The following is a 22,457-nucleotide window of genomic DNA, read 5'->3' as shown; positions in this document are numbered from 1 at the left end:
TTGGAAGGATTCCATGCTGCCTTTAGATGCCACTATGCAAAGCACGGATTCAACCGGAAACAATCTGAGCGGGACCATCAAGTGGAAAGCTGCATCGAATGAGGCAGGGATATCAAGCTATGTGATCATGCCTGACTTAAAGACGATTAATGGCGATAATGAACGTAACGAAAGTAGAATTGCGGAGATTCCAGCAACCGGAGCTAGCGCATACTCGTATACTTTGTCTAATTTCCTGCCGTTGGATGACTATAACTCCCCGCCATATGCCAACCAATACATGATTGGTGTAAAAAATGCGATGGGACAATTGTTAGGATATTTGAATTCGGATCACCAATTTGTTCCCTATGCTTCGGATGTTGAGATTCATCCTTATTCACCCGATACAGGTGGCGGCACTGGCGGTACTGGCAGTAATACAGGTGGCACCACACAGCCATCACCAGTGCAACAGAATCCTGATGGTAGCCTAACCGTAAACCCGACTATAGTTACCGACTCCAATGGGCGCAAGGTTGCGCAAGCGGGTGTAGCTACGAACATTATTCTGGATGCGTTGGATCATCTGCCATCAACTAACGATAAAAATCAGCTGGTATTGCAAATCCCTTCAGAGGGATGGGATGATTTCGAGCTCGATTTTGAAGCGGAACTCTTTCAAAAACTTCTAGATAAAAACCCGATTATGGTACTTGTCATCCAATCAAAGTTTACGGAATTCCATTTCCCCGCCAGCGCTATTCAAAAATCGATTGAACAATTTGGGGTACCGTTAACCGGCGCACATGTAAAGTTACGTATGTCAAAGAAGAGTCTGGTAAGCGAAGGGCTCTTGCGTCAATTAGGAATATCGTCTGTTACTACGCCAATTGATTATAAAATGAGCTTAATCGAAAAAAATGGATCGGATCATACCATGAATCAGTTTGATTCTTATACGAAACACTTCTTAACCGTGCCAAATTCATTTAGCAATGTAGCGTTTAATCATCTTGCCGGCGTGATGATTGATCCGATAACAGGTAAATATTATCCTGTGCCAGCAGTATTTATGAAAGATTCGAATGGAAGCCTTCAGGCACAAATCTATGGGAAGAATAATGCGGTATATGCTGTAGTCGAGAATAGCAAAAAATTCCCCGATGTTGAGAACAGTTATGCGAAAGAAGCTATTCATACACTGTCTTCCAAATATGTGCTGAACGGATATGCAGATGGAAGTTTTAAGCCAACTGATACAGTGACACGTGCTGAGTTCATCACGATGCTTACGCGAGCGCTCGGTGTCATACCCGATAGTGATAACCAGCACAGCTTTACAGATGTAAAGTCCAGTGATTGGTTCGCGCAATCCGTTGGGGCTGCGGTGAAAGCACATCTCATCAGAGGTTACTCCGATGGAAGTTTTAAACCGAATGCAGAGATCAGTAGAATGGAAATGCTTCAAATGATCTACAATGCGATGTGTTCGAGTGGCATCTGGAAGGAGACGATATCCCCAGCAGATATCGACAAAATTCTCTCCCCCTATGCCGATCATGACAAAATTCAAGGATGGGCGAAAGAAGCGATCGCTGTATCGATTAAGATAGGTATTACGAGCGGTATAGCGGATGGTCAACTGGCTCCTGGTATGAATGCGGACCGTGCTCAGAGTGCTTTATTTTTATATCGGATGTTACAGATTTTAAATCTAATAAACTAATACTCTATTACAGAAAATCCACAACCTCATGAGGTTCTGGATTTTTGCTTTAGAACCATTTGTCCGTATCGTACCTTGAGCCTCGCCCTGCGATACTTTACTATAGCGAGCTGTAGGAAATTTTGTCATAATCTCCTTAAGAGAATTTTGGGAGCGGGGGCGGTTATGCTGTCGAAAAAGAGAGAGCGGGATGTGACGGCGGTGGGGAGATGGCAGCGAAGGTTGCGAAAAGGAATGCGGTTCAGTTCCCGGGCTGCAGGCCTGACTTTGATTCCTCTGCTTTCGTTTGTCCTCCTAGTGGGGTTATACGATTATGCGGTACCGAACCGGGCAGCCCCGGAGGCCCGGCACGGCGTGCTGGATTTAAGCGGATGGGATTTCGGAGGGAGAGGCTTCGTCAATCTCGACGGGGAGTGGATGTTTTATCCAAACAAGCTGCTGTCGCCAGATGATATTCGCAATGGTGCAGCCGACGACGCCCGAACGATCACAGCCAACATTCCGAATGCTTGGTATAGCGGAAGATCTTTGGGCGAGGCGAGCCGAAGCCCATACGGTACGTATCGGTTGATTGTGAAGCTCAAGGAGAGCGGCGACAGCTACGGCATCCGGGTGAACAACATTAATAGGGCGCACCGGCTTTACGCCGATGGTGCGTTGATCGGGACCGGGGGCAATCCGACTAATAATCCGGATGACTACGTAACGGAAAACAAACCGTACACGACGTTCATCCGAGCGGAAGGCCGGGAGATGGACATTGTGCTTCAGGTTGCAAATGACAACTATGAGAACTCCGGGGGCTTCGAGGACCTGCAGCTTGGCTTTCAGGACGACTTGCTTCGTAAGGAACGGATTGAGTTCGGCGTGGATCTTTCCGGTCTGTTCATCCTGCTGCTGTTCGGCGGGTATCACTTGAGCATCTATGTCATGAGGCTCAAGGACAAGGCTTACCTCTACAGCGCCCTTTACTTCCTCACGCTTATATCCCTGGCTGCGATGATTGGTGATAAGCTGCTGCTCCAGCTCTTCCCGGGATTTTCTTATGAGTTGGCGAAGGATATCGTTTACTTTGGCGGATTGTTAAATTTCGCGGTACTCGGCACTTTCCTCCACTACTTGGATGGCAAGCTGCTGTCGCGCAAGATGCTCCTGGTGCTGTTCACGCCGCTTGCCGCTTATCTCGCGGCTGTCGCCACGCTCCCCTATACGGTCTATGCGGTCCTAGGCGATCTGCCCTGGTATTATTCCGCGCTGATGGTTCTATTCTATCTCTGTCGTGCCATCCGGCTCTATGTCAAAGCGGACGGACAACTGGATCGCAAGGAAACCGCATTACTCGGCGGAATGCTTGTGTCCATTATGATGATTTCGTTGTTTGGAGCCTTCTATTCTCTCAGTTGGGTCGAGACCGACATTGGCCGTCGGATTGCGTTTCTCGCGGTCATCGCGTTCATGAATACGCTGCTTGCTTTTCGTCTCGCCCGCGCCACAGACAGCACGGAGAGGCTGACGGAGCAATTGCTGCTGCGGGAAAAGTTGAAGGACGAATTCCTGGCTCATACGTCGCATGAACTCAAGACGCCGCTCCATGGCATTCAGAACATGGCCTCCTTCTTGCTGAATGGGAAGGCTGGCGTCCTTACGAACAAGCAGCGCAGCGAGCTATCTCTCATCCAGGACACCTCGACGAAGCTCTCGATGCTCGTGAACGACCTGCTGGACGTCGTCCGGGTGAAACATGGGGATCTGCGACTTTCGGAAACGGTTCTCGATTTGCGCGTGGCGGCGCAGACTGCGTTCCAGGTGCTGGAATTCGAACTATCGGGCAAAGACGTGCGCTGGGACAATCGGATCGGGGCGGGAACGTTCGTCCTCGCGGACGAAAACCGGGTGCGCCAGGTATTGTATAACCTTATCCATAACGCGATCAAGCATACGAAAAAAGGCAGGATTGCAATCAGCGCGATAACGGTGGAAAACCAAGTGATCGTATCCGTGGAAGATACGGGAATCGGAATTCCCCAGGAAAGCCATGAGGCGATATTCGGTTATTTCGAACAAGCGGAGCGTCCGATGCCGCAAGACGGGTACACAGGGATGGGGCTTGGCTTGTATATCAGCCGACAGCTGGTGGAACGGATGAGCGGTAAGATTTTCGTCGAGCGGTCTGAACCGGGTGTAGGTACGAAGATGACGTTCACGCTGCCGTCTGCTGCGAGCGCAGGCTGGGAGGTGGGGGACGCCCTCGCCTTCGCCGAAGTCGCAGTTGCAGCCGAAAATAGCATCGCGGCGTTCACCGCCAAGTTGGATGTCGTAGACGACCGGCGCGATCAGACGATCCTGGTCGTCGACGATGAGCCGGCGAACATTCGGGTTCTGTTGAATCTACTGGGCGACGACTATAATGTGCTGACGGCATTCTCGGCCGAGGAGGCCCTCCGCAAGCTGCAACACCACCCTAGGATCGATCTCATGATCTTAGACGTGATGATGCCGGAGATGTCAGGCATCGATCTGTGCCGGACCTTGAGGGAGACGCATTCGGTGCTTGAACTGCCCGTCCTGTTCGCCACAGTCAAAGATTCCCGGCATGATATCGAACTTTGCTTCCAGGCAGGCGGAAACGACTTTATCGTGAAGCCGTTCGATGCGAAGACGCTTGTGGCGAGAGTACGGACCTTGCTGTTGATGAAAACGGCGATGGAGCAAGCCGTGAAGAACGAAGCGGCGTTTCTCCAGGCTCAGATCAAGCCGCATTTTCTCTACAACGCCATTAGCAGCATCATCTCTTACTGCTATACCAACGGGGAGAAGGCTGCTCATTTGCTCTCCATGCTGAGCCGCTATTTGCGGTTCGTGTTTGAGCGGGATCAATATATGCTGCAAGTTCCTTTGCATACAGAACTGGAGCTTATCCACGCTTATGTTGAAATCGAGAAGGCTCGGTTCGGCGATCGTCTAATTTTCAAGCTGCATGCGGATCCCGGACTCGAAGCCGTCGTCGTTCCTTCGCTCACGATCCAGCCTTTTGTCGAGAATGCCATCCGACACGGTTTGTTCGAGAAAGAGGGAATCGGCACCGTAACGTTGACGGTGTCGGACGGAAACGGCTATTTGCGGTTCGACATCGTCGATGACGGCATCGGCATGGCAGATGACGTGCTTTACCTTATCCGGGCGGGCGAACGACCGGACGACGCCGGTATCGGCATGTCGAACGTACGCAAGCGCCTTGCTTCGATTAAGGGAGCAAGCTTGGCGGTAGATTCCGCGCTGGGTCGGGGGACGAGAGTTACCGTCTTCTTACCGACGCAAGGCGAAGACATCTTTGTGGGGGAATCCAATTGATCGTCACGAAAGGAAAGTAATCCAAAAAGAATCTGCCAAAGGAATAATCGTCGCCGTTCACGGATTGGCTTGAGCTACATACAATTGCAGTTTGAAGATGCAGGGGGTTGAAATCGCATGCTTCGCGTTATGATCGTGGAAGATGAGAAACCGATTCTTGATTTGATGGAGATATTGGTTGGACGTCATCCGTTACTGGAATTAGCAGGGACTTTTACCGACCCGCTCGAAGCGCTCGTAAAATTCAGGGAGCTGAAGCCCGACGCCGTCTTTCTCGATGTCGAGATGCCGAAGATGGGGGGGATCGAGTTGGCGGGTAGGCTAAGTTCACAAGATGAAGAACTGCAGGTCGTGTTCACGACCGCTTATCCGGGGTACGCGGTAGAGGCGTTCCGCGTAAACGCGGTCGATTACCTGCTCAAACCGGTTATGCCGGATTCGCTGGAGAGGGTTGTATCCCGGCTCATGAAGAACCACATGCTGCGCTCCTCGCTGCGGCCGCCTGCCGTCGGGGATCCGCCGCCCGTCCGCTGCTTGGGAACGTACGAGACGAGGGGGAAGGGCGGCAAGCTCGTCAGTTGGCAGACACGGAAGACGGAAGAACTATTCGCCTACTTGCTCGTCTATCCGAACCGGCTTGCCGGCAAGTGGCAGCTCGCCGACTTGCTGTGGCCGGAATTGGACGAAGACCGGGCCCTCCACAATCTTCACAACACGGTTTACCGGCTGAAGAAGGCACTGAAGGAAGCGGGAATCGCGGTCGATCTGACGCATACGAACGAAGGGTATCATTTTCCAGGCGCTTCGGAATTGTCGGATTTGGAATGGTTGCGCGATTTCTTGAGCCGGACGCCGGCGATCGATGATCGGAATGTGGCGGAGGGAGAGAAGCTATTCCGGTACTGCCGCGGAGTCTTGTTCGGAGGCAAGGACTACATATGGAGCTCGGGGCTTGCGGCCGAGGTATCGGCGCAGCAGGCCTCTCTTGCCCGCATGCTCGCGGCATATTACCGAGGTGCCGGGGATGACCAGGCCGCCAAGGAGACGTTGCTCACCTATCTGGGTTTTGCGCCGCTCGACGAAGAAATCACCGCGGAGCTTCTCAGGCTCTATGCGGAACTCGGAGAATTCGGCTCGTTTCAGAACCATTATGAGCAATACGCCAAAAGAATTTCGTCGGAGCTCGGGGTCGGCCCGGCGGAAGACATTCGGGCGCTGGCGGAGCGAACGCTTGGGAGCATTTTGTGAGCATCGATCGTTATCCTTGCGATAATATGTAATATCAACTAAGGAACGGGTGGATATCATGAGTGTAAACGAGTATTATATGCCAACGGAGTGGAGAATCAAGGGAGACATTTGGGAAATGTACGAGGTTTGTTCGAACTTCATGGACTACAAGCGGTGGTGGCCGGAAGTGTATCTGGATATTCAGACGACAGGCCGAGATAAGGAAACGGGGAATGAAGTGTTCGCCCTTCTAACGAAGGGCAAACTGCCGTACAAGCTGCGCTGGAACTCGTGCAAAACGGCTGAAAATGCGCCATATTCCTTGTCGCTCAAGGCTTCGGGAGATTTGGCTGGACACGGCACGTGGATGTTTGAGCAGGATGGCGAGTATGTGAAATTGCGATACGATTGGTATGTGAACGCGGAAAAACCGCTGCTCAAATTTTTGTCCCCGGTGATGAAACCGATATTTCGGTCGAACCATTACTGGGCGATGAGAAAAGGACTGGAGGGGCTTGAGCGGGAATTGGAGCGTAGACGCGGAGCCGCTTCTTCAAACATGGCTGGGGGATAATACGATAAATGTGGCTTGACCGACAGAGAGACGGAGGTCTCTCTTTTTTATGCTCTCTTTTCGAGAGGGGAGACCGAGACTGTTCACACCATGAAAAGCCCAACCTCACGCGGCCCGAGCTTTTCATGTGCCTGGAATTGTAGACTATAGACATTAGAAGAAAAGAGGTCTATTTTTCAATTTTTACAAATATCTTTAAATATTCAACATGTGAATTTACACTTCATCTCTATACTGGAATCGATACCATATTTCATTCGAAGGGAATTACAACTACATGAACAGTAAGCTGAAGTCTTTAATTTGTAGCTCTTGCGCCTTTTTAATGCTCGCACAGAGTGCGGCGACGGTGTCTGCAGCAGAGAACACACCTTCCTCCAATTTAACTGGGAAATGGATGTCCGGTGAGTACCACACACATACCATACAATCAAGTGATGCATCCGAATCTTTTATGAAATTGGAAAATGTACTCGATGCTGCGTTTAGAGAGGATCTTGGCAATAAGCCTGCAGAAACAGTCACTTCATTGACGTACGGTGATCCCTTTGATTTCATCGTACTATCTGATCATCTACGCAATTCGCCGCGAGATCCAGATGGCAGAGACAAGCCTACTGCACGTTGGGAAGCGATTAAAGATCAACTTGATAAGTTTACATCACTCCAAGATGCTGGCAAATACAAAGGTAAATCCATTTATTCTGGTTTTGAATGGGACATGATGGGTTTGGATCATGGTTCTGTCGGCATTATTGATTCCGAAAGTAATAAAGTGCCCATCGAAGCTATTCATCAATTCGAATGGTTGTACAGCTACGATACAACTCCAGGCATGTTTCATTCAAATGAGGAAGAGCTTTGGGGAGCAAGGCCTGATAAGAATACGTTGAAACCCGATAAAAATAAAACCTTTAAAGCCATTGAGTGGCTGAAAACGAATTACCCGGAGAGTTATGTATTGCTTAACCATCCGTCTAGACATAACGGCGGCACGGGTGTTGTCACTATCGAAGACATTCGCAAGATGAACGATCTTGCTCCTGAAATTGTGTTTGGTATGGAAGGGTTGCCGGGTAACCAGATGGCGGCCGGTGGGAACAGGTCGGAATTAGTTGACATATACGGCGGAGCCGACGTCATGGTCGCAAAGGTCGGCGGAATGTGGGATGCCATGCTTGGTGAAGGCCGCCACTTCTGGAACTTCACAAATTCCGACTTTCATTTTAAGGTGAGCAGCAATCGGAATTATTCAAGTGGTTACTGGCCTAGCGAGTACTCGCGAAACAATACTTGGGTTGAAGGTAATACCTTCAAAGATATTGTAAAGGGTATGCGTTCAGGTAAATCCTATGCCGTTTATGGCGATCTCATCAATGCGCTTGATTTTAAAGCAACTGGAAATGGCAATCAGGCTGAAATGGGCGAGAACCTACAAGTGACCGAAGGGGATCTTACAACGATAAGTATTCGCTTCAAGAGCCCAGAGCACAACAACTATGCACCAATTAGCTCGCATGTTACATCAGTCACTAATGATGTCAAGGTCGATCATGTCGATCTGATCTCTGGAGAAGTGACTGGCAAGATAGATGAAAGTCAATATGCCAGTAATACAACCAATGCCACGACGAAAGTCATTAAACGCTTTACGAAAGACGATTGGGGACAACCAGATGCCGACGGCTATTACACTGTCTCCTATAAGGTGCCTGCGGATACTAACCGTTATTATCGTTTGCGTGGTACGAACCTTGGTACAGACGTCGCAGGCTTCACAGTTAACGGCGAGCCACTACAAGATCAGTCATTTAACTCGGAACAGAACGACGAGGAACGCTTCAATAATATTAATGACCGCAACTATACAGGCTTGTGGTTTTATTCCAACCCGATCTTTGTTAATGTCGCGGCGCTCAGCGACGAGCAGGCAGTTACCGATACGATTGCTAATGTAACTTCAACACTTGGTGATACGAGTGCGATTATGTCTAACATTCCCCTACCTTCTGAAGGGCTGCATGGCACCCGGATTGAATGGAAGAGCAGTAATGTGAATATCATTCGCATCGACAAGAATAACGCGATTGTCACACGTCCATCCTCTGGCATGGGGGATGTTTCTATCACACTGACTGCAACGATATCTCGCGGCGATCAAAGTATAGATAAACCTTATACCTTTATCGTGAGAGCATACCCTTCTAATAGCTCGTCAGACAACAGCTCCAGCAAGCCGAATGTATCCGTCACTGGTAGTGGAGGGACTGCTGCTGCTGATTCAAATGGTAATGTTACAATAACACCTGATAAAGGTTACCAGGTTAAAGATGTTACGATCAATGGGATATCTAAGGGAGCGCTCACTCAATTGACGGGTCTGAAATCTTCTGATCAAGTTGTTGTGACCTTCGAGAAACTTCCGGAGAAGCCAACTGAGCCAAGTAAGCCAACTGAGCCGACTAAGCCGACTGAGCCCGCTCAACCTGCTGTCACTTTTAGTGATATTTCGAATCACTGGGCGGCTTCATCCATTAACTATGTTGTGGAACATGCGTTGTTCACGGGGACCGCGGCAAATACGTTCAGCCCGAACGAAACTATGACTCGTGGTATGCTGGTCACTGTTATGCACCGCTTAGCTGGTAAACCTGAAGCAGGGTCAAATCAATTCAAAGATGTTAATGCGAATGCCTATTACAGTGATGCGGCAGCTTGGGCAAGCCAGAATAACATCGTCAATGGGGTTGATCGTACTCACTTTGCTCCAGATCAATCTATTACTCGTGAACAACTTGCTCAGATGATCTTCAATTATGCAAAAGCAAACAAATTGAATGTCAACGTTAACCAATCCTTAGTGGCTTTCACAGATGCGAACAAAATCTCAACTTGGGCAGTTGATGCGATGAAGTGGTCCGTAAGCAACCATTTACTTTCTGGTGAGGGTAATGGCATTCTTGATCCAACGGGTGCTGTATCACGTGCTGAAGCCGCAGCTATTATTAATCGTTTTATGGTTACCTTCAACATGTAATCATAAGTACAATTTTTAAATCTACAAGAGTGCACCTTTTAGAATAATCATTTGGCAAAGCCCAGTTGGGTTAACCGATGAATTCTAAGGGTGCACTTTCATTCTTTTATGTAGATGTAAAGTAACAACCAGTTGGCTGCTGTTGTAAAGTAACTAAGACTTACATACCAGAAAACGGGCTCCTTCGGGAGTTCTTCCCCAAAGGTCATGATTTCACCGAGTTACTGACTCATTATTTAGATGCTGAGAGAAGCTTGCTCACACTGGTGAGAGTGGCGCTAACGGTACTGGGGTCATTTGTTCATGGTCTCTTTCTTTGCTTATTGAAGGAGCGGGAAGCAGCTGAAGCATACCGGATTTCGATATCGGATAGAATAAATGGTAAAATGGCACAGATGAGGTGTTATTATGGAAAATCATAGAGTCCTACCAAGGGACCAGTGGATCGAAGCGCGGAAAGAACTACTACGGAAAGAAAAGGAATTCACGAAGTTGAGGGATGAACTCACGCAGCAGAGGCGAGATCTGCCGTGGGAAGCAGTCAGCAAGTCGTACACGTTTGACGGATCTGAAGGCAAGATGTCACTTGCAGACCTATTTGACGGAAGAAGCCAGCTGGTTGTGTACCATTTCATGTTCGATCCGAGTTGGGATCAAGGCTGCAAACATTGTTCCTTCTGGGCAGATCACTACAGTGGGATGATTCCACATTTGAATCACCGTGATGTCTCTTTCGTCTGTATTTCCCGCGCACCGGTGCAAAAGCTGGAAGCGTTTAAAAAACGAATGGGTTGGTCGTTTCCTTGGTTTTCTTCACAACATACGGATTTTAATTTTGATTTTCAAGCATCTTTCATGGAAGAAAAAACGTCGAATAAGGAAGCATTTTACAACTACACACTGCAGAATCCAATGAGTACGGACAGGGAAGGTGTGAGCGTTTTCTACAGGGATGAAAAAGGAAATATATTTCACACATACTCTACCTATGCCCGCGGCATTGACATGATGAACATCACGTACCAGTTTCTCGACTTAGTACCGCAGGGTCGGCAGGATGATCGTGGACTGCGTCATCGTGACCAATACGTCGCGAAACCATAAACGGAACATGCGAAAATATCCGAATCATCGCGCCGCGGTGAATGGTTTTGCACAGCACGGTACGCCTCCAGCATGTAAATCCACAACCACAAGAGGTTGTGGATTTTTGCTATGCCGTATGTTAGAATGAGCTTACTTAAAATGGAACGGAGGGTTACGTGTGATAGACTTCATCCGAGTTAGAACTTTGCGCGGCTAATTGAATAGCGCCAAGTCTCTGCCTGTGTGCAGAGGACTCAGGATAGGTCTGCCCCATTAAAGGTAACCCATATGCATTAATTTACTACGAGATGAATCGGGATGTAAGTCTCATGTTGCCTTTAAGGAAGAAAGCTTTCGGAAGCGTATATAATTGTTACTCGCCAACGTGGTGGGTTTCTTTCTTGTCGCTAACCGAAATGACCTCTTTGCCTCTAGTCGGTAAGCTTCGGCTTCCATTAGGGTATTATCCAAACTCCTCTATTCGTAAACCGAACGCACAGGCCAGAGCGCCAGTGCGTTTTTTTGTCTTTATTCACTATCGTTTTACTTGAAGGAGGAATTTTCATATGGAACAAACGAACAACAAAGCCGTTATCGTCGGTGTTAATTTACAGGATCGGCCTGATTTTGCCTATTCCATGGAGGAGCTGCGCAATCTTGCGGACGCATGCCACATCGAGGTGGTCGGGGAACTGACCCAGAAGGCGGCAAAGATCAATGGCTCCCGTTACCTTGGCACCGGCAAAGTCGAAGAACTGTCCGCACTTGTGCAAGGGGTCGACGCATCGACTGTCATTTTCAACGATGAGCTGTCTCCATCGCAGATCCGCAATCTGGAAAGCGCGCTGCAGAAGAAGGTTATCGATCGAACGATTCTGATCCTAGATATCTTTGCTGAACGAGCTCGAACGCGTGAGGCTCAGTTGCAAGTGGAAGTGGCTCAGCTGCAATATATGCTGCCACGGCTCGTCGGTCTACGTGAATCGCTTGGTCGTCAAGGCGGCGGCTCCGGTATGAAAAACAAAGGAACGGGCGAAACAAAGCTAGAGCTTGACCGCCGGCGCATCGAGGATAGAATCTCCGCTCTGCAGAACGAGTTGGAGAAGCTCGTTGCACAGCGTCAGGTTCAGCGCAAACAGCGCCTGAAAACGGGTGTGCCTGTTGTTTGTCTCGTTGGGTACACAAATGCGGGTAAATCCAGTCTCATGAATGGGATTCTGAATCAATATATGCCTGATTTGAACAAACAGGTATTGGCTAAAGATATGCTCTTCGCCACATTAGAGACGTCGGTACGCAGCATCGAACTGCCAGATAATAAGTCTTTTCTGCTCACTGATACAGTAGGATTCGTCAGCCAGCTGCCGCATTATCTGGTCAAAGCGTTCCGCTCAACCCTTGAAGAGGTCACCGAAGCCGACCTACTAATACAGGTCGTCGACTACTCCAATCAGGAGTACGAACGGCTCATGGAAGTGACTAATACGACGCTCAAGGAACTGGGCGCCGATCATATTCCGATGGTCTATGCGTACAATAAGACCGATCTTACCAGCGAGCGATATCCGCATGTGAATGGAGACAAGGTGTACCTCTCCGTCAAGCAAGAGGCGGGGGTGGATGAGCTGATTGCGCTTGTGAAGGATAGGATCTTCCAAGGTTATATGCAGTGCGAGGTCATCATTCCTTTCGCGGAAGGCCGTTTAGTCGCTTATTTCAATGCCAATGCACATGTTCAGGCAACCTCCTATGAGCCGAACGGAACTCGGCTCACGATGGAATGCAAAAAAGCGGACTATGAGAGATACCAGCATTTATTCGCAGAACCAGCGGTGAGTGAATAGTAATTCGTCAGACTTAGCTCCCTATAACAAACAGTGAATTGTGGTTTTGCACAGCCACGATTCGCTCCAACATAAGAACACTGACCGCATAAGGTCAGTGTTTTTATGTATGGTGTTGCGAGGGTAGGCGATTACCATGCAGTGGAAGGGCTCCTATAGAAAGGCATGTGAGCCTCGTGAGTTTGCTTGCTCGTTGAGAAGGAGGATTACATGACTAAGGAATTGATGAGATCATTTAACGAAGAAGTACGATCATGTCGTTTTTTGTGTAAACTCAAGTTCGGACATGGGTGACTTAATAACCTATTGAATGCGTATTGGAAAATCTCAGTCTTGCGATCGTTATTGGAAATGAAAGCTACTAATAGGTATAAGGATATATTAAACCTTTAATTGCTAAATAAATATCCGTGCTTTATACTGGGAAATAAAATAATTCTGATATGAACATGTGTGCGAAGGGATTTAGATTATGGCTAATATCGCAGAAGAGAAGACCAGATTATTAGTAAATGTAAGCGGGTTCTGGAATGGAACTTCTCGCATAAAACTCCATAAATTTATAATCAATTCATAAAAAGAAAAGGGAGAAAATCAGATGAAAAAATTATTCACAGTTTTGATTGCGATTGTATTCATATCAAGCTTAGCCGCTTGTGGAGGGAAATCGGCAGATTCACCAACATCAGAAGCTGCAACCAAATCAGTAGCTATTTTAACTCCGTTTCTCTCCTCTGTTACAACCAACGAAATGGTTGAATCATTCAAAAAACAAGCAAAAGATCGTGGATGGAAAACGAATGTTGTGGATACTAAAGGGGATATGGGTCAACTAGCAAGTCGCATGGAGGATGTGATTTCTACTAAAGCAGATGCCATCATTCTTGTTAGTACAGACCCTAATCAAGTGAAAACTCAGATTGAAAAAGCATCTGAGAATAAAATCCCTGTATTTGGTATCGATTCTGGATATATTACTGGAATGGTTACGAATGCTACTAGCGATAATGTAGAAATGTCGAAATTGATTTCGGATTATTTATTCAAAACGATTGGTAATAAAGGGAATTTAGTTGTGTTAACATATCGTGCTCATCCTGGGGTTTTAAAAAGAACACTTCAACTTGACGATATGTTAAAACAATCTACCGATATTAAAAAGATAACGGAGCAGCAGGTAATCGTTCCGGGACCTATTGAAAACTCCAGAAAACAAATGGAGAGCCTGCTTTTGGCTAATAAAGATAATGGTGCCATAACCGCGGTATGGACAGGCTGGGACGAACCGGCTATTGGTGCTGCTCAAGCAATTGAGGCTGCTGGACGAAAAGATATTGTAGTAACTGGAATTGATGGGAATAGCCAAGCCATAGAAATGATTAAAAAAGGCTCACCGTTAATTGCAACGGTAAAACAAAACTTCGTTGGTATGTCTGAAATTGTCGCTAAGCAGATCGATTTGGTATTTCAAGGGAAAGCAGCGGAAGGAACAGAGCTTTACGCTCCAGCCTCTCTTATTACAAAAGAAAACGCAGGTAAATAATGAAAAGCGGCTACCCAGCCGCTTTCTCTTTTATCTTTAAAGTTTGGAGGTACGCCCATGGCATTGTTGGAAGTACAGGAACTAGAAAAGAAGTTTGGGCCGCATTATGCACTCTCTAAAATCTCGCTGCAAATATACCCTGGTGAAATTCATGCACTTGTTGGAGAAAATGGCGCCGGTAAATCTACTTTTATTAAAATTATTACGGGTGTTTATCCTCAAGATGGCGGCCGCATTTTTTGGTCGGGAAAGCAAGAAATGATTTCGAGTCCAAAGGCTGCGCGAGAGCTTGGCATTAACGTTGTACATCAAGATCGCCATCTGATCCCGTCATTTACGGGTCTTGAAAATTTATTTCTTGGTACGGATTATCCGAAAAGAAAGCTGACTAGAGGGATTTTATGGAGTGAGATGAGACAGAAAGCAGAAAAGCTCAAGGAGAATCTGGGAATCGAGATTGATTTAAGAAAAACGGCTATGGAAATGTCCCCTCCTGAGAAAACATTGCTAGAGATCATGAGAGCTATGATGATGAATTGTAGGTTACTCATATTAGATGAACCAACAGCCTCATTAACAGATAAAGAATCGGAGCTTTTGTTCCAGCTTATTCACAAGCTTGCATCTCAGGGTACATCCATCGTTTATGTATCGCACAGGATGGATGAAATTTTTCGGTTAGCGGATAGAATTACTGTTCTACGTAACGGACAATTGGCAGGTACAGTAAATAAATCCGAAGCAGATAAAGAAATGATCATACGCCTTATGACGAACGCGGAAGTGAAGAACTCCATTATCGAGAAGAAATTTGTACCTTCAAGTGCTTCTAGCGTTTTGAAAGTAGAGAACGTGGCAACTAAAGACGGTAAAGTAAAGAAAGCAAGCTTAAATGTAAGACAAGGCGAAATCGTTGGACTATTTGGTCTTGCAGGTTCAGGGCGAACGGAATTACTTGAGGCGATTTATGGGACAAGACCCATTGAAAAGGGAGAAGTTCATCTATCAAATAAGCGAGTTCATAAGTTATCACCGAGGCATTCATTAGACAGCGGTGTGATTCTAATACCAGAAGAGCGAAGATCCGATGCCTTAATTATGGGAATGTCTATTCGCGAAAACATGACATTACCTGTTTTGAAACAATTTTCAAATGGACTGAAAATTACAGATCGCAAAGAAAAATCAGAAGTAGCCAAGTGGATGGAATATATGAACGTCAAAGCGAGCAGCTCCGAACAGCCTATTCATGAACTAAGCGGGGGAAATCAGCAAAAGGTCGTTTTTGCGAAAGCGCTTCTATCTAACCCCGTCCTTTTTTTATGTGATGAGCCTACCCAAGCGGTTGATGTAATGACCCGTGATGAAATTCACAGATTATTAAAAGAACAGGCAGATAAACAATGCTGTGTGCTTTATGTTTCTTCTGATTTGAAAGATGTATTGGATATTTCTGATCGTATATATGTGCTGCACGATGGAGTTACTGTAGCTGAATTCATCAATGACGATGTCACTCCAGACCAAATTCTACAGATTTGTTATAACAAGGGAAAGGAAAGTGAACCTGCATATGGATAAAAGTCTATATCGTCCATCTGCTAATATGAGTCGCTTGTTAAAAACATACGGCACTATAATGGCAGGTGTGCTTATTGTAATTTGCTTCAGCATACTTAGCCCCACTTCATTCGCCACGCTTGAAAACATGATTAATATTAGTAGGCAAATTTCATTTTTGGTTATTATCGCATTAGGAGCAACTTTGGTTATGTCAGTTGGGGAATTTGATCTTTCGATCGGTTCTGTAGCTAGCTTCGGAGGTGTTCTGGCTGCGAAACTTGCAGTTTCGGGTTTACCTATTTGGTGTACATTTCTCATACCTCTAGCCATTTCTTTTCTGATAGGTTATGTGAACGGTTGGCTCGTTACTCGTTTTCGAGTATTGTCGTTTGTTACTACACTAGCCATGGGCACTGTTTTGGGTGGAATTACGTTTTGGCTTACGGGTGGTGCGACTGTGTTCGAAAATATCCCCGATTCCTTCCGGTATATCGGTCAAACGGAATGGGGCAGCATCCCGCTATTATCGATTATCATGGTGCTATTAACTATCATATTTTGGTACATCATGTCTCAAACCTCTTTTGGTAGAAGACTTTATGCCATAGGCGGCAATGAATCGGCTTCTCGAATAGCTGGTGTGAACGTAAAATGGAACAAAAATACGGCATTTGCGTTATGTACGGTACTCGCATGTTTAACTGGAATCCTTATGGCTTCACGGCTTGGGTCAGCTCAACCGACAAGCGGAAACGGATTGTTTTTACCTGCTTATGCGGCAGCTTTTCTAGGAATGACTTCATTTAAAGAAGGTATTCCTAATATTTGGGGTACTTTTGTAGGGGCAGCAATAATTGGAGTTTTGGCAAACGGGTTGACGATTCTCGAAGTGCCCACATTTATGCAAGATGTGATTACGGGGCTGATTGTAATAGCTGCTGTAATCTTACAAAGACTGGGACGTGATTCTCGGTGATCCGCGCTGATAAGTATATTGCATCCTTTGATATTGGGACAACAAATGTAAAGGGGCTGCTAGTCTCTCATGGTTCTAAGCCTATCTTAGAAAAAAACAAACCTTTGACTACAATTCAAACTGACCATCATATGGAGCAAGATCCTTCGCAATGGTTAGAAGCTGTTGTAACAATAACTAAAGAATGGTTATCTGCTGGGATTCTGGCAGAAGACATCGCTTTGATTACGTTTAGTGGTCAAATGCAAGATTGTATTCCCATAGATCTTAATGGAAATCCGGTTCGGCCAGCTATTCTATATTCAGATGGGAGAGCTGCCAAGCAAGGAAACCGTATTAAACAAGATTTGGGAATATCGCATATACGGGATGTAACAGGAAATCATATGGATGGTACTCTAACATTTCCAAAAATAGTATGGCTAAAGGAAGAAGAGCCAGACAACTACCATCAAACTTCAACGGTATTAATAGGTTCAAAAGATTATGTCATATATCAGCTAACTGGCAAACTAGTTACGGATCCCACGACTGCAGCGACGACTGGATTAATGAATTTAAGTCAGAGACAATGGGAGACGGATTGGCTTAATCGGTATGAGATAGCATCGAGTAAGCTCCCAGCTATTTGCCCCTCCGATGAAGTCGTTGGTTTAGTTACTGAGCATGCTGCCCAAATAACGGGATATATAGTGGGAACCCCAGTTTTATGCGGTATCGGAGATGCTGGTGCAGCAACGTTGGGAGCCGGTATTACCTGTTTAGGAGAAATGTATGCTTATTTAGGCACAACAGGTTGGGTTGCAACACCAACCAAGGAAGTTTCTCAAGCTTCAGAAGGTGTATTCCACCTTGCCCATGTAGATAAGGAACTTTACATTGTGATCGCTCCGCTTATGAATGCGGGGAATGCACATAAATGGGTGATGTCAGTCTTCGGCGATAGTTTAAGATTAAATGATGATTTAGCTTTTGAAGAACTGGATAATCTCATGAAGTCTTGTGATCGTGGCAAAAGTGAACTCCTCTTCTTACCCTATTTAAACGGCGAGCGCTGTCCTGTTCAAAATACAGATGCAACTGGATGTTATATAGGAATTCGACCAACCACCACTAAGGAAGAAATGTGTTGTGCTGTTTTAGAAGGTGTTGCAATGAGTATGAGACAGGTAATGGAATTTATCTCCACAGATGTAGATAACAATCGATTAACTCTTATCGGTGGAGGAAGCAAAAGTGTAATTTGGAACCAAATCATTGCAGATGTATTCGACATGGAGGTCATTGTCCCGCAGGATTCACAATACCTTCCTTCTATGGGAGCTGCAGCACTAGGTTTTATTCATATAGGTTGGGAACAAAGCTATTTCGAATTTTGTCAAAGTTCGCTTTCACTTCAAAATTCAATCCGATATGTACCAAACGAGAAGAACACCTCTCATTATAAGAAAAAATATAAAAAATATAGTATGCTTTATCCAGCCTTAGAGCCTATATTCAGTATTGATTAGAGTTCTTTGGTGCAGCCATGGTTCGCCTCCACCATGTAAATCCCGACCTCACGAGATCGGGATTTTTGTTACTGCACTTCAAGTTTTCGTTTATTTGTTAATCAACTTACTTATCCAGTGCGCAGCAGCTTCAGGATGAGAAATTGGGAACTGATGGGCATAGGGCAAGTGAGTAATACTGAAATTTCTGAACGGGTTTGGGATATCGGATTTAGTATCTTTTGTTCCCCATACAATGGAGACTTTGTCATAGTCCCAACTGCTCGGATTTAGCTTTATATTATTCGATTTGGAGAGCGCGGACATGACTTCAGCTGTCGTTTTTCTAACACGAGAAGACTTCAATTCATTGTACATATAAAGGATATAATCCTCAGGAATTTCTTCTTGATTATTGAAGCTCTTTGCATTCAACATATTTTTCTTCAATGCAGCCTTAGACATGAAACGCAAAATGGTTCGAGTCAAAAGAGAAGATTTATAAACTGAACTTACAGGATGCAGTACGGGTTGCAGCAGAATGACTTTTTCAATGCGGTCTTGTAAGGTTTCCGCCATTTTTGCCGCAAGATATCCCCCAAACGAATGGCCCACGATAATTACTTTCGATTCTAAGCCGCGTATCAAATCAACGATTGATTGTTCAAAACCTTTCATGATGGAGTGGTTATGGTGAAAGGGAGAACGGCCAAATCCAGGAAGATCAACGAGATAAATTGGATTGCCTAGTTTGGATAATTGCTGTGCCATCGGCAATAAATTAAATGATGTGCTGAAGGTGCCGTGAAGAATAAGGATAGGAGTTCCTTTCCCTTCGCTTTCTATCGTGGCCAGGTTTGCTCTTCTGTTAAATTGAAATTGATGGGATGCATGAGTTGTTCCAGCATGAGTTGTTCCATGAGAAATCCGATAATCCAAATCCGAAATGACAAAGGGCAAGGTCGATTTGGATATAGATAGGTTAAGGTTATGTTTTTTCTCTATGGCAAGTTTGGATGTTGTCGGAAATTCTGTTGTTACAATAAAATCCAAGGACTCCTTAGGAAGCTGCAGTAATCTGCCCACGCCAAGGTTTAGCAGTTTTTTTATGAGACGATAGGGAACGGAACCCAAAGGGCCGTTTACACGAACTTCCTTAGAAATAAGTTGGATGAGCTCTATTATGTTGGGACTGTTTATTTTGTTGTCCAATAAAAAGTAGGTATTGTTTGTTGGGTTTTCTTCTTCCGTTAATGCAGAAATAAGCGCCGCAACATGGTCGACATGTACCAATGGAAGCCAGTAATCCTTCCCGCCAGGAGTTAGGGCCATAAGATTCCTACGCACGGCATCCACCAAAATGCCTAATCCTCCAAGTTGTTCGGTAATTCCCGTATAAGAATCACCTATGACCACACTTGGATTAACTACAGAAAGGGGGATTCCCCAAGTACGCAGGGTTTGCCGAATGAAGAGATCAGCATCAAACTTCATTTTTTCGTATGGAGGTTCTTTATGATCATGATCGCTATGCTGCTTACTGTCGTTATCCTGATCCGAATAAGGCGACTTGTACCCGACAACGTGGATAAAATGCTTTAATTGATTCGAATCGTGAATCATTTTGGCAAGACCGGCGATTTCGTGTGCGGCATTCAGAAACACTTGTTGCGCTTCTTCTGCTTTTAAGAGAATATCCATTGGACCGCCAGCATGAATGATGATGTCTACGTTCAGCAAATGCTGCAAATCGGTTGGATTTAAACCAAGAGAAGGCTTGGTGAGATCGCCTTGTAAAGGCGTTATCAATGAAAAGTCGTTCCATCCGATCCCCCTCATTGTTTCGATTAGCTTTTCTTTGGATCGGACTAGGACATACAGCTTATGATTTGCTTTCGCTAATGCCGCCAGAACATGCCGTCCGATAAACCCGCTGCCACCTGTGATAAATATAGAACTCATAGTCGTGTATTCTCCTCATTTAAAGTATTAATAGTACTAAGTAGTACTAAACATGAGCAAAAAAATTACTTCAGCATGAAAGCCAAAGCTTGTAGAATGTTAGGCAATAGTGTGGAGTCTTCTATGGTATGTTGTAGGAATAAGCCGCCCTCAATAGTGGATACGATAAGTGCAGCGATTTGTGAGACGGGTAAATGAGCATTAAATTCTTTTTTGGCAATTCCTTCTTGGAGCAGGTTCTCTAACGTAATGATTTGATTTTGGAAAAAGCGTCCAATTACCTCTCTAACAGAATCGGATTCATGCGATGTCTGGACGTAAATCGTAAGAAATGGGCATCCGCCTAAACAATTGGGTTGGCGCTCGGAAAGCAGCACAGTAAATTCGCCTATCCGTTCTGTTACCGAAAGATGTGTCTTTAAAACAATCTCATCAATGATCTGATTGTAATGGCCTATCATTTGATTGACAATGGCGGTTAAAAGCTCCTCCTTGCTTTTGAAGTGATAATAAATATTGGTTTTGGATACTTTACTTTCAGCAACGATCTCATCCATGCTGGTGACTTGATAGCCCTTTTCTAGAAAGAGGGCTGTTGCAATTCGCATTACGGTATCACGGTTAGAAGGCTTCGCTTTTTTTAACATATTAGTACTATATGGTACTAATACGTTGTTTGTCAAACTTATTTTTGACGGAGCGAATACATCGGGTAAGAGGAGAAAATGATTTTACAATCTGCTTTTTTTTGTTATTATATTAATTAAACCAATTAATTAATTAAAAGATGGGTGTGGCATTTATTTTGAAAATTATAAAGGGAAATCAACAGCTAATCCGTTCGACCAACCTAAACCTTATCATTGATTTGGTTAGAAGGCAGGAACCAATCTCTCGAGCTGACGTAGCGAAAATTTTAAAGCTGAGCGCTCCAAGTGTATCTTCCAATGCAGAGCAGTTGTTGTCCAAGGGGATACTCAAAGAGGTTGGAGTGGGTGATTTGGTTGGCAGTGGACGTCCACCGATTCTGTTAAGCTTTAATGAAAATTACGGTTACATTGTCTCAGTGGATTTGGCAGGAGAGAGAATTCGACTGGCACTAGGTAATTTGAAGGGGAATGTTGTTGCCGAGAGTGAAATTATGTTTACTTTGGAGGAGTATATCACAAGCGATGATTTAGTCGCAGTCATCACTAATATTAAGGAATTACTAGAGATTAATAAAATTCCAAATGAGAAGCTAATGGCTGTATGCATAGGTACACCAGGCATACTAAATAAAGAAACAGGTTATTTTCAGGCAGCACCACGTTTTAAAGAATGGGAAACGATTAACATTCATCAAATAATGAAAAAAGAATTCAATACTACCGTAATGGTAATAAATGACATGAATTTATTTATAATAGGGGAAAGCAGATATGGAGCAGGTAGAGGGTTCTCTAATTTGCTTGGAATCAATGTGGATATCGGTATTGGTGCTGGGATAATCATTCAAGGGCAATTATATGAGGGCAGCCGATTAGCTGCGGGAGAAGTTGGATACTGGGTATGCGGAACCCCCGATTTTGACGAGCCTAGCAGATTGAAGGATTATTATTTAGATTCTCATTTGTCTCTTCATGCTTTAATGCATAAGGTGAGAGTAGATTTGCGAAATGGTCAAACCAGCAAAATATTAGATTACTGCCAAAACAATCTCGAAAAAGTTACTTTTGAAGCTTTCTGCAAGGCTGCAGCTGATCAGGATCCATATTGCTTGAGAAAAACAAAGGAATTAGCTCAGTCACTTTCGGTTGTTCTGGTCAATATGAGTCTATTGCTCGATCTGGAGCTTATTGTGATTGGTGGAGATATTAAAAAACTGGGATATTTGTTTATTCAACCTTTAAGAGAATTGGTCAATAAAATGGTACCGTTGACAACAACGATTGTATATGCCGAGCACGGCGAACATTCGGGAATACATGGCGGATTTGCGGTGGCATTGGACCATGTGATGTCCAACATATTAAGTGAGTAGTCTGTTCAAATAATTGAAAATAAACGATTGACTTTTTATGTTACCCGACCTATTATTAAGTTAAGTTAAT

14 protein-coding genes are annotated in these 22,457 nt (G+C 45.2%); 12 read left to right on the top strand and 2 right to left on the bottom strand.

Translation table 11 applies throughout. The features are described from left to right. The first annotated feature begins 13 nt into the window (after positions 1 to 13). The 11 genes from EKN16_RS21975 (at position 14) to EKN16_RS21925 (ending at position 18,423) form a co-directional block, all read left to right on the top strand. Complete coding sequence (locus EKN16_RS21975) at positions 14 to 1,708, top strand: S-layer homology domain-containing protein (protein ID WP_125662237.1); 1,695 nt, start codon at positions 14 to 16, stop codon at positions 1,706 to 1,708. 165 nt (positions 1,709 to 1,873) lie between these two features. Further along, on the top strand, positions 1,874 to 5,059 hold the full coding sequence (locus EKN16_RS21970) for an ATP-binding protein (RefSeq protein WP_125662234.1): 3,186 nt from the start codon (positions 1,874 to 1,876) through the stop codon (positions 5,057 to 5,059). Positions 5,060 to 5,176: 117 nt separating this feature from the next. After that, complete coding sequence (locus EKN16_RS21965) at positions 5,177 to 6,307, top strand: response regulator (RefSeq protein ID WP_125662231.1); 1,131 nt, start codon at positions 5,177 to 5,179, stop codon at positions 6,305 to 6,307. Positions 6,308 to 6,365: 58 nt separating this feature from the next. Beyond that, the gene (locus tag EKN16_RS21960) at positions 6,366 to 6,863 is read left to right on the top strand and encodes an SRPBCC family protein (RefSeq protein WP_125662229.1); all 498 of its coding nucleotides are present in this window, start codon (positions 6,366 to 6,368) and stop codon (positions 6,861 to 6,863) included. 325 nt (positions 6,864 to 7,188) lie between these two features. Beyond that, positions 7,189 to 9,900 (top strand): S-layer homology domain-containing protein, encoded by a 2,712-nt coding sequence (locus tag EKN16_RS21955; protein ID WP_179955558.1) that lies wholly within the window; start codon positions 7,189 to 7,191, stop codon positions 9,898 to 9,900. A gap of 408 nt (positions 9,901 to 10,308) precedes the next feature. Further along, on the top strand, positions 10,309 to 11,004 hold the full coding sequence (locus tag EKN16_RS21950; protein ID WP_125662223.1) for a DUF899 domain-containing protein: 696 nt from the start codon (positions 10,309 to 10,311) through the stop codon (positions 11,002 to 11,004). 548 nt (positions 11,005 to 11,552) lie between these two features. Continuing rightward, positions 11,553 to 12,830 carry a GTPase HflX gene (gene hflX / locus EKN16_RS21945; protein ID WP_125662220.1) on the top strand — a complete coding sequence of 426 codons (1,278 nt, stop codon included), beginning with the start codon at positions 11,553 to 11,555 and terminating at the stop codon, positions 12,828 to 12,830. 598 nt (positions 12,831 to 13,428) lie between these two features. After that, positions 13,429 to 14,373, top strand: a complete 945-nt coding sequence (locus EKN16_RS21940) for a sugar ABC transporter substrate-binding protein (protein WP_125662217.1) — start codon at positions 13,429 to 13,431, stop codon at positions 14,371 to 14,373. A 57-nt stretch (positions 14,374 to 14,430) separates the two neighbouring features. Next, complete coding sequence (locus EKN16_RS21935; RefSeq protein WP_125662214.1) at positions 14,431 to 15,954, top strand: sugar ABC transporter ATP-binding protein; 1,524 nt, start codon at positions 14,431 to 14,433, stop codon at positions 15,952 to 15,954. Beyond that, a complete protein-coding gene (locus EKN16_RS21930) occupies positions 15,947 to 16,912 on the top strand; it encodes an ABC transporter permease (RefSeq protein ID WP_197719104.1) in 966 nt (321 codons plus the stop codon). The genes EKN16_RS21935 and EKN16_RS21930 overlap by 8 nt, the downstream gene beginning before the upstream one ends. After that, positions 16,909 to 18,423 carry a xylulokinase gene (locus tag EKN16_RS21925; protein WP_232015931.1) on the top strand — a complete coding sequence of 505 codons (1,515 nt, stop codon included), beginning with the start codon at positions 16,909 to 16,911 and terminating at the stop codon, positions 18,421 to 18,423. Before EKN16_RS21930 ends, EKN16_RS21925 begins: the two co-directional genes overlap by 4 nt. A gap of 90 nt (positions 18,424 to 18,513) precedes the next feature. Here EKN16_RS21925 and EKN16_RS21920 read toward each other — a convergent pair whose 3' ends face one another. Continuing rightward, positions 18,514 to 20,364 (bottom strand): alpha/beta fold hydrolase, encoded by a 1,851-nt coding sequence (locus tag EKN16_RS21920; RefSeq protein ID WP_125662211.1) that lies wholly within the window; start codon positions 20,362 to 20,364, stop codon positions 18,514 to 18,516. 65 nt (positions 20,365 to 20,429) lie between these two features. Further along, positions 20,430 to 21,011, bottom strand: a complete 582-nt coding sequence (locus EKN16_RS21915; RefSeq protein WP_125662208.1) for a TetR/AcrR family transcriptional regulator — start codon at positions 21,009 to 21,011, stop codon at positions 20,430 to 20,432. 158 nt (positions 21,012 to 21,169) lie between these two features. On the opposite strand from EKN16_RS21915, the gene EKN16_RS21910 reads away from it, so the two are divergent. Beyond that, complete coding sequence (locus EKN16_RS21910) at positions 21,170 to 22,387, top strand: ROK family protein (RefSeq protein WP_164522942.1); 1,218 nt, start codon at positions 21,170 to 21,172, stop codon at positions 22,385 to 22,387. Positions 22,388 to 22,457: the final 70 nt, after the last annotated feature.

Origin of the sequence: Paenibacillus baekrokdamisoli (assembly GCF_003945345.1) — a bacterium.
Taxonomy (GTDB): Bacteria; Bacillota; Bacilli; order Paenibacillales; family Paenibacillaceae; genus Paenibacillus_Z; species Paenibacillus_Z baekrokdamisoli.
Note: the sequence above shows the minus strand (reverse complement) of the source record. Positions and strands in the feature narration are given on the sequence as shown.